The organism is Bowmanella yangjiangensis, from assembly GCF_017255015.1.
GTDB classification, from domain to species: Bacteria; Pseudomonadota; Gammaproteobacteria; order Enterobacterales; family Alteromonadaceae; genus Bowmanella; species Bowmanella yangjiangensis.
In genome coordinates this window covers 1-7066 of record NZ_JAFKCS010000046.1, presented here as the reverse complement: position 1 = coordinate 7066, position 7066 = coordinate 1, and the positions used below count along the sequence as shown (strand labels likewise).

The window sequence follows — 7066 nt, the reverse complement described above, 5'->3', positions numbered from 1 at the left end:
CGATAAGAAAATGGCGCCCCCGCAGATCTCTGCTGAAGAGCAGAAAAAGATGAAGAAGACCGCCGAGGATTATCTGGGCGAAGAAGTAACTGCCGCGGTTATTACCGTACCCGCTTACTTTAATGACTCACAGCGTCAGGCGACTAAAGATGCTGGCCGTATCGCCGGTCTGGAAGTAAAACGTATTATCAACGAACCTACCGCCGCAGCCTTGGCTTACGGTATGGATCGTAAGAAAGGCGACAACGTTGTTGCCGTATACGACTTGGGCGGTGGTACTTTTGATATCTCCATCATCGAGATTGATGAAGTTGAAGGCGAGCACACCTTTGAAGTACTGGCGACCAACGGTGACACTCACTTAGGTGGTGAGGACTTCGACAACCGCCTGATCACTTATCTGGTTGATGAATTTAAGAAAGAACAGGGCATAGACCTGCGTAAAGACCCGCTGGCTATGCAGCGCCTGAAAGAAGCCGGTGAAAAAGCCAAGATTGAGCTGTCTTCAGCCCAGCAAACCGAAGTAAACCTGCCGTATATTACGGCCGATGCTTCCGGTCCTAAGCACCTGACCATCAAGGTAACCCGTGCCAAGCTGGAATCTTTGGTTGAAGACATGGTTAAGGCGTCTTTGGAGCCAGTGAAGCAAGCCTTGGCTGACGCTGACCTGTCTGTGGGCGATATCCACGATATCATCCTGGTGGGTGGTCAGACTCGTATGCCACTGGTACAGAAATATGTGACCGAGTTCTTTGGTAAAGAGCCGCGTAAAGACGTTAACCCGGATGAAGCGGTAGCTGTAGGTGCTGCGATTCAAGGTGGTGTGCTGGCTGGTGATGTAAAAGACGTATTGCTGCTGGATGTTACCCCTCTGTCTTTGGGTATTGAAACCATGGGCGGTGTGATGACTAAGCTGATTGAGAAAAACACCACTATTCCGACTAAGAAGTCGCAGGTGTTCTCAACCGCCGAAGATAACCAGTCCGCAGTAACGGTACACGTACTGCAAGGTGAGCGTAAGCAAGCCTCTGGTAACAAATCACTGGGTCAGTTCAACCTGGAAGGTATCCGTGCTGCCATGCGTGGTCAACCGCAAATCGAAGTGACCTTCGATATCGACGCGGACGGTATCTTGCACGTGTCTGCTAAAGACAAAGACACAGGTAAAGAACAGAAGATCACTATCCAGGCTTCCAGCGGTTTGTCTGAGGATGAGATCAACAAGATGGTTCAGGACGCTGAAGCCAATGCTGAAGCCGACAAGAAGTTTGAAGAACTGGTGCAAACCCGCAACCAAGCTGACGGCCTGGTGCATGCTACCCGTAAACAGGTAGAAGAAGCCGGTGAAGCCTTGGGCGCAGATGACAAGGCTAAGATTGAAGAAGCCCTGTCAGCACTGGAAACGGCCATCAAAGGTACGAACAAAGAAGAAATCGAAGCCAAAACTCAGGCCTTGATTGAAGCGTCCGGCAAATTGATGGAAGTTGCTCAGGCCAAAGCCGCTCAAGGTCAAGCCGAGGGTGAAGGTCAGGCTTCTGCAAAAGCCACGGATGACGATGTTGTGGACGCCGAGTTCGAAGAAGTCAAAGACGACAAGAAATAATAATCTTGTGTCCTGTTAACGTGGCCGCCTATGCGGCCACGCTTAAGTGGGGTCAGCGTAAAATTACTCTGTTAGCCAAAGGTAACTTGTTAATTTTACGCTGGCCCCATTTAGCTGTATTCGGGAGCTAGTGAGCAATATGTCCAAACGAGACTATTACGAAGTGCTGGGCGTGGCGAAAGACGCCGCCGAGCGAGACATCAAAAAGGCTTATAAACGCCTGGCGATGAAATATCACCCTGACCGCACTCAGGGCGATAAGGCATTGGAAGAGAAGTTCAAGGAAATTCAGGAAGCTTATGAAGTCCTGACCGACGAACAAAAACGCGCTGCCTATGACAGATTTGGCCATGCCGGGGTTGACCCTAACCGCGGCGGCGGTGGTCATGGTGGCCATGCGGATTTTGGCGACATCTTTGGTGATGTATTTGGTGATATTTTTGGCGGTGGACGCCGTCAGTCCCGTGCTCGTCAGGGTTCAGATCTCAGATACAACCTGGAAATGTCTCTGGAAGATGCGGTCCGGGGCAAGAACGTAGAAATCAAAGTGCCTACCTTGGTGGGCTGTGACGAGTGCGATGGCTCTGGTGCGAAGAAAGGCACCACACCTACCACTTGTCCAACCTGCCATGGTCAGGGCCAAGTGCAGATGCGTCAGGGCTTTTTTGCTGTGCAGCAAACCTGTCCAACCTGCTCCGGACGGGGCAAGATCATTGCCGACCCTTGCCGTAAGTGTCATGGCCATGGCCGCGTAGAAAAAACCAAGACCCTATCGGTTAAAGTACCGGCAGGGGTTGATACCGGTGATCGTATTCGCTTAAGCGGCGAAGGCGAAGCAGGGGAAATGGGCGGACCGGCGGGCGATTTGTATGTGCAGGTGCATATTAAAGATCACCCGATTTTTGTTCGCGATGGCAACAACCTGTATTGCGAAGTGCCTATTAGTTTCACCCGTGCAGCCCTGGGGGGCGAGATTGAAGTGCCGACCCTGGACGGCAAGGTGAAGCTAAAAATTGCCCCCGAAACCCAGACTGGTCGTATGTTCCGTTTGCGCGGCAAAGGGGTTAAATCGGTACGCAGCGGCTCGGTAGGCGACTTAATGTGTAAGGTGGTGGTGGAAACTCCGGTCAACCTGACCAGTCGTCAGAAAGAGTTGCTTGAAGAGCTGGATAAATCCATGGGCACCGGTGACGAAGCGGCTAAATTCCGCCCCAAGGAAAAAGGTTTTTTCGACGGCGTTAAGAAGTTTTTCGACGACTTAACCAACTAACTTTTACCTGTTCTTGAAAAGCCCTGCATTGTTTGTGGGGCTTTTTTTATGCGCCACAACGTGCTTGAATGAGTCAAATAATAAGCAAAGGATGATTATGCGTGCACTTATTGTCGGTACTCTGATGCTATTGAGTTTTTGTTTGCAGGCACAGGAACAAAGCCTGTACCAGAGCTTTGTTTATCAGCACAGTGGCAATGAGTTGCCTTATCGGGTGTTGTATCCAAAACATTTCGATCCGCATAAACGCTATCCTTTAGTGTTGTTTTTGCATGGTGCGGGTGAGCGAGGTAATGACAATACGCTGCAATTGACCCACGGTGCCGCCATGTTCGCCGAAGATAAAGTAAGAAACCACTATCCTGCTATTGTGATATTTCCACAAGTACCAAAAGAGCAATACTGGGCCAATGTTGCGGTAGACCGCAGCATCCAGCCACTCGGTTTGGCTTTCTCTGCCGCTCCTGCTCCTACCCCTGTTATGGCTGCGACCATTGCTTTGATGGAAGATTGGGCTGCCAGGCCCTATGTTGATGATAAGCGAATTTATGTTGGCGGCTTATCCATGGGAGGCATGGGGACCCTGGAATTGCTTTATCATAAGCCCAATATGTTTGCTGCGGCCATAGTGATATGCGGGGCAGGTGACGCAGGGTTGACCAAAGCCTATCGAAAAGGCATACCTGTGTGGTTATTCCATGGGGAGCAAGATGAAGTTGTTAGTCCTGCTTATACTCAGGTGATGTCTGACGCTATTATCGACGCAGGTGGGCAGGTTAAAGTAAGCTGGTATGCTGAGGTTGGCCACAACAGTTGGACTAGAGCGTTTGCTGAGCCTGAACTGTTACCTTGGCTGTTTTCTCAAGCGTTGCCGACAAACTGACGCGGTTTTTCTGGAGTTGTAAAGTGCAGAAGGGATTGTTACTGGCATTGTGCTGTTGGGTTGCCAGCAGTGTGGCATCTGAACGCATCGTTCGGGTCGGTTTGAATTACTCCGCTCCCTGGGCTTATTCCAATCAACAAGGCGTATTGCAGGGCATTGATCATGATATTGTGTTCCAGGCCCTGTCTGCAGCCGGTTATCAGGTCCAAATTGAGCTTTTTTCCCATGAGCGCATGTTGCAAAAATTCAAGGCACGCGAATTGGACTTTGCCAGCCCTATTGCCTTTGATATACCCGGCGCACATAAGAGTCTGCCGTATATGGAAATTCAGGATATTGCTGCCAGTCTGACCAGCGCAAACTTGAACATAGCGCAATTGTCCGATTTGGGTGACAAGCGCGTGGTGGCCTATCAAAAAGCCATAGACGTACTGGGTGAACCTTTTGCGCTGGCCCTGAAACCGCAGAATTATCTGGAAATGGTAGAGCGGGATCGTCAGATTGATTTGCTGTTTAGCGGCAAAGTTGACCTGGTTGTGGGTGACAAACTGGTGCTGGAATACCATAGCCGGAAAATGTACGGCGAGGGTCAGATTCAAATTCATCCCTTGTTTGCCAAGCAAACTTATCCAGCCGCAGCCTGGGATCCCGACATCATTAAAGCCTTTAACCAGCATTTGATAGTGATGCAAAAAAAGGGCGACATTCAGGCGCTAATGCGCCTTCCCAGGCCTTAGTTAAGCGCATATACGATACTTATTTCCAAATCAGTAATCTATATGGACGTTTAGATGGCTGACTGGCGCATTAAATTAAGGCACAATCCATGGCAGGTCAAAGAATTGGATTGAGATAGCATGAATGTGGGGATATTTGGTGCCAATGGTCGCATGGGCAGAGTGTTAATTGATGCCGTGCAACAAGAGCCCGAAGCTAGCCTGAGTGCAGCGCTGGTGCGCAGCGGCTCCGACTGGCTGGGTATGGATGTTGGTGAACTGGCTGGGATCGGCAAATTGGGCTTGGCCGTCAGCGACAGACCCGACGAGCAAGCCGCCAATCTTGATGTGATGATTGACTTTACCTTACCCGCAGCGCTGGAAGCTAACCTCAATTGGTGTGTCGCGCAGAATAAACCTGTTGTTATCGGCACCACAGGATTAAGCCCACAACAGTTGGACATGCTGTATCAAGCCGCTGAGAAGATCCCTGTGGTGTTTGCGGCTAACTACAGTGTGGGCGTTAACCTGCTGCTGAATCTATTAAAGCAAACCGCCAGAGTAATGGGGCATAGCTGCGACATTGAAATATGGGAAGCTCATCACCGCAACAAACTCGATGCTCCTTCTGGTACTGCCATGGCGATGGGAGAGGCCATTGCCGACGAGCTTGGCTGGGATTTGAATCAATGCGCCGTATATGGGCGAGAGGGGTATACCGGTGTCAGGCCGCAGCAACAAATTGGTTTTGCCACCATTCGTGCCGGCGATGTAGTCGGGGAGCATACCGCCATGTTCGCTGATATAGGCGAACGTATTGAACTTACTCATAAAGCCAGCAGCCGACTAACCTTTGCCAAAGGGGCGGTTCGCGCGGCGCTGTGGCTTAAAGACAAACCGGCCGGTTTATATAATATGCAGCAGGTGTTAGGGCTGGAAGGGTAGTCCCTTCGTTAACATTTTGTTTAGGCAGATCTCTGTCTGTCTAAACAAAAAAGCCGATTGTATAGAAAAACTATACCTGACAGTCCATGTGGTCATTGATTGGCCATTCGCAACAGTTTACGCCCATAGGAACAACCATTTTGCGTTCCATTAGGTGGAAATTAGCCGAGACATTTTGTTGTCTAACCTGAAACATTTTAAGGGTTGAAACAAAATAAAAGGAATGGATTAAAGCAAGATACTTGTGTTTTTATGTGTTTAGACAAGTTTTTAGTCTTAAAGCCCCATTTGTATAAAATTTCTAATTCAGAATAGACGAATTAAGCAAACTAATGTAGACTGCTAAGAATTTGCCAAAATTTTGCTTTTTACCGGGGGAATCCGGCTTGCAGAGCCAGCAAAACAAGTAAACGGGATGTAAATTAGCAATTTACACCCGTTTTTTTTAGGTTGCCAAAAGATCCATATTGCTTAGTTAACGGGATATGGATAGCGAATAGGAGGTTGACTTGACTAAATCCGCCCTTTTGGTCCTTGAAGACGGTACAGTTTTCAAAGGGACCGCCATCGGAGCCGAAGGTATTGCTGTTGGAGAGGTGGTGTTTAATACCGCCATGACAGGATATCAGGAGATCCTTACCGACCCGTCCTATGCGGAACAGATAGTAACACTGACCTATCCCCATATCGGCAACACCGGGACGAACGAAGAAGATCAGGAATCCACCAGTATTTGGGCCAAAGGCCTGATCATCAGAGATCTTCCCCTCATTGCCAGTAACTTCCGCAACCAGCAAAGCCTTTCAGATTATCTTAAACAGCACAATATCCTCGGTATCGCCGACATTGATACGCGCCGCCTGACACGCATTCTGCGTACTACTGGCGCGCAAAACGGTTGCATTGTGGCCGGTGACAATCTGGATGAAGCGAAAGCCTTAGCGGCAGCGAAAGGATTCCCGGGACTTAAAGGCATGGATTTGGCCAAAGTGGTATCGACCAAAGAAGCCTTCGTGTGGAATCACGGTTCCTGGCGTTTAGGCAAAGGCCATGACGAAAATCGTGAAGATTTGCCTTTTCATGTCGTCGCCTATGATTTCGGTGCCAAACTGAACATTCTGCGTATGTTGGTGGACCGTGGCTGTAAGCTAACCGTAGTGCCCGCACAAACCTCTGCTGAAGAGGTTCTGGCGCTGAATCCTGACGGGGTGTTCCTGTCCAATGGCCCTGGTGACCCGGAACCTTGTACTTATGCAATTGACGCTATCAAAGCCATTCTGGACAAAGATATTCCGGTATTCGGTATCTGTCTGGGGCATCAGTTGCTGGCACTGGCCAGTGGTGCCAAGACCATCAAGATGAAACATGGTCACCACGGCGCTAACCATCCGGTGAAGGATATTCCTAACAGCCGTGTGATGATCACCAGCCAGAACCACGGTTTCGCGGTAGACGAAGACAGTCTCACCGACAACCTGGAAGTGACGCATATCTCTTTGTTCGATAAAACCATTCAGGGTATTCATCGTACCGACAAACCGGCCTTCAGCTTCCAGGGACACCCTGAAGCCAGCACGGGACCGCACGATGCTGCGCCATTGTTTGACCATTTCATCGAATTGATTGCGGCCAGCAAGAAGTAATAGGGG

At 49.6% G+C, this 7066-nt stretch carries 6 protein-coding genes; all 6 read left to right on the top strand.

The window, feature by feature from the left end; all coding sequences use genetic code 11:
• Nucleotides 1–1603 (top strand): molecular chaperone DnaK (dnaK, locus tag J0A65_RS20730; protein WP_206596246.1); only part of this gene is annotated, 1603 nt, incomplete at its 5' end.
• Nucleotides 1604–1742: 139 nt separating this feature from the next.
• Complete coding sequence (gene dnaJ, locus J0A65_RS20725; protein ID WP_206596245.1) at nucleotides 1743–2873, top strand: molecular chaperone DnaJ; 1131 nt, start codon at nucleotides 1743–1745, stop codon at nucleotides 2871–2873.
• A 97-nt stretch (nucleotides 2874–2970) separates the two neighbouring features.
• Nucleotides 2971–3756 (top strand): carboxylesterase family protein, encoded by a 786-nt coding sequence (locus J0A65_RS20720; protein ID WP_206596244.1) that lies wholly within the window; start codon nucleotides 2971–2973, stop codon nucleotides 3754–3756.
• 23 nt (nucleotides 3757–3779) lie between these two features.
• The gene (locus tag J0A65_RS20715; RefSeq protein WP_206596243.1) at nucleotides 3780–4493 is read left to right on the top strand and encodes a substrate-binding periplasmic protein; all 714 of its coding nucleotides are present in this window, start codon (nucleotides 3780–3782) and stop codon (nucleotides 4491–4493) included.
• A 120-nt stretch (nucleotides 4494–4613) separates the two neighbouring features.
• A complete protein-coding gene (gene dapB / locus J0A65_RS20710) occupies nucleotides 4614–5417 on the top strand; it encodes a 4-hydroxy-tetrahydrodipicolinate reductase (protein WP_206596242.1) in 804 nt (267 codons plus the stop codon).
• Nucleotides 5418–5926: 509 nt separating this feature from the next.
• Complete coding sequence (carA, locus tag J0A65_RS20705) at nucleotides 5927–7060, top strand: glutamine-hydrolyzing carbamoyl-phosphate synthase small subunit (RefSeq protein ID WP_206596241.1); 1134 nt, start codon at nucleotides 5927–5929, stop codon at nucleotides 7058–7060.
• The last annotated feature ends 6 nt before the right edge of the window (nucleotides 7061–7066 follow it).